2 protein-coding genes are annotated in these 1,926 nt (G+C 77.8%); both read left to right on the forward strand.

The genetic code is table 11. The features are described from left to right. The coding region (locus tag AC5FZL_RS16555) for an LCP family protein (protein WP_493619970.1) at nt 1-1,412 on the forward strand (1,412 nt) is incomplete at its 5' end. A 69-nt stretch (nt 1,413-1,481) separates the two neighbouring features. Next, nucleotides 1,482-1,926, forward strand: a 445-nt coding sequence (locus tag AC5FZL_RS16560) for a DivIVA domain-containing protein (RefSeq protein ID WP_493619971.1), incomplete at its 3' end; no start/stop codon positions are given.

Below are 1,926 nucleotides of genomic sequence, written 5' to 3' on the forward strand. Positions count from 1 at the left end.
CGCTCGTCCCCGGCGCCGGGCTGGTCGCGGGGGGTCACCGCCGGGGGTGGGCGGCGCTGGTCCCGACGCTGCTCGTCGCGGGCTCCGCCGGAGTCCTGGCGCGGCAGCCGGACGCCCGCAGCGCCGTCGTGGACGCCGTCCGCCCGCTCGCCTTCGACCCCACGGCCATGCTGGTGCTCGCGGTCGGCGCCGTCGTCCTCGCACTGGTGTGGGCCGCGGTCATCGTGGCGACCGCCCGCGCGGTGCGGCCCCGGCGCTCCACGCGCGGGCGCCGGCTGCTGGCCGTCGCCGCGACCACCGCCCTGGTCGCCGCGGTGTGCGCGCCGCTGGGGATCGCCGCCGAGTACGCCCAGAGCAACCGCTCGATGCTCCTCGGCGTCTTCGGGCAGGACGGGCCGGTGCAGGTGGCCAGCGCCTCCGCCCCGGCGCGCGCGGCCGACCCGTTCGCCGGCCTGGAGCGCCTCAACGTGCTGCTGCTCGGCGCCGACACCGGCGCCGACCGCCAGGGCACCCGCCCGGACACCCTCGTCGTGGCCAGCATCGACCGCGACACCGGCGACACCGTGCTCATCAGCCTGCCGCGCCAGCTCTCCGACATCCCCTTCCCGGCCGGCAGCCCGGCCGCCGCGGCGTGGCCGGCGGCGTGCGCCGCGAACGGCAGCGGTGGGTGCATGCTCAACGCCACCTACCTCTTCGGCACCCAGCACCCCGAGCTCTTCCCCGGTGCGTCCGACCCCGGGATCGCCGCCACGCGGGCGGCCGTCAGCTCGGTGCTCGGCCTGGAGGTCCACCGGTACGTCAGCGTGGACCTGCAGGGCTTCCAGGAGCTCGTGGACGCGATGGGCGGCCTGACCCTCGACGTGCCCCGCGACGTCCCGATCGGCGGCGGGACGAACCTGGCGACCGGCGGGAAGTACCCGATCACCGACTGGATCCGCGCCGGCGAGGACCAGCACCTCGACGGCTACCGCGCGCTGTGGTTCGCGCGCTCGCGGGAGGGCTCGGACAACAACGAGCGCATGGAGCGGCAGCGGTGCGTGCTCGAGGCCGCGGTCGACCAGTACGACGTGACCGCCCTCGCCCGCGCCTTCCCGCGGCTGGCGGCCACCGCCGAGCGCAACCTCGAGACCGACGTCGCCGCCGGCGAGCTCGACGCGCTCGTCGACCTCGGGATGAAGGTCAAGCGGGCGCCGCTGCGCTCGCTGTCGCTGACCATCGACACGATCGACACCGGGCACCCGGACTACCCGGCGCTGCAGGCGATGGTCGCCCAGGCGCTGGTCCCGCCGGCTCCCGCCCCGGCACCTGCACCGGACGCCGCACCTGCACCGGACGCCACGCCGGCACCGGACGGCGCCCCGGCACCGACCCAGGGCGGCGGCCAGGCCGCGCCGGCCGGCACCAGCTGCTGACGCGCGCCACGCCGCGCTGCACGTCGCCGAAGTACCGCGATCCGCCCGTCCCCGGTGCGACCCTGGGGCATGGAGACCGCTGAGCGACCTGCCGCCGCGCCCGACGTCGTCGTCGACGTGCGCACCCCGGCCCCGGCGCCGCGCCTCGAGGCCGGATCCGGCTCCGGGGTCACCGACCAGGCCGTCCAGCTCCTGACCATGGCGCAGGAGCACGCCGAGCGCGTGCGCGCCTCCGCCCGGCAGGGCGCCGAGGCGGTGCTGCGCCGGGCGCAGGAGCAGGCCCGGGGGGTGCTGGCCGACGCCCACGAGCGCGTGGACGAGAGCGAGCGCGAGCTGACCCGCCTGCGCGGCGAGGTGACCGGCCTGCGTGCGGAGGCCCAGGCCCTGCGCAGCGCCCGCGAGGTCCCCGAGCGCCGCGTGCAGGCGCTGGAGGACCGCGCGAGCGTCCTCGCCGCCGTGGCCGCCACCGTCGTCGACGACGCGGTCGCGCAGGCCTCCGTCGTCACGACCACCG

The sequence above is a fragment of the Quadrisphaera sp. DVD1 genome (assembly GCF_058932755.1).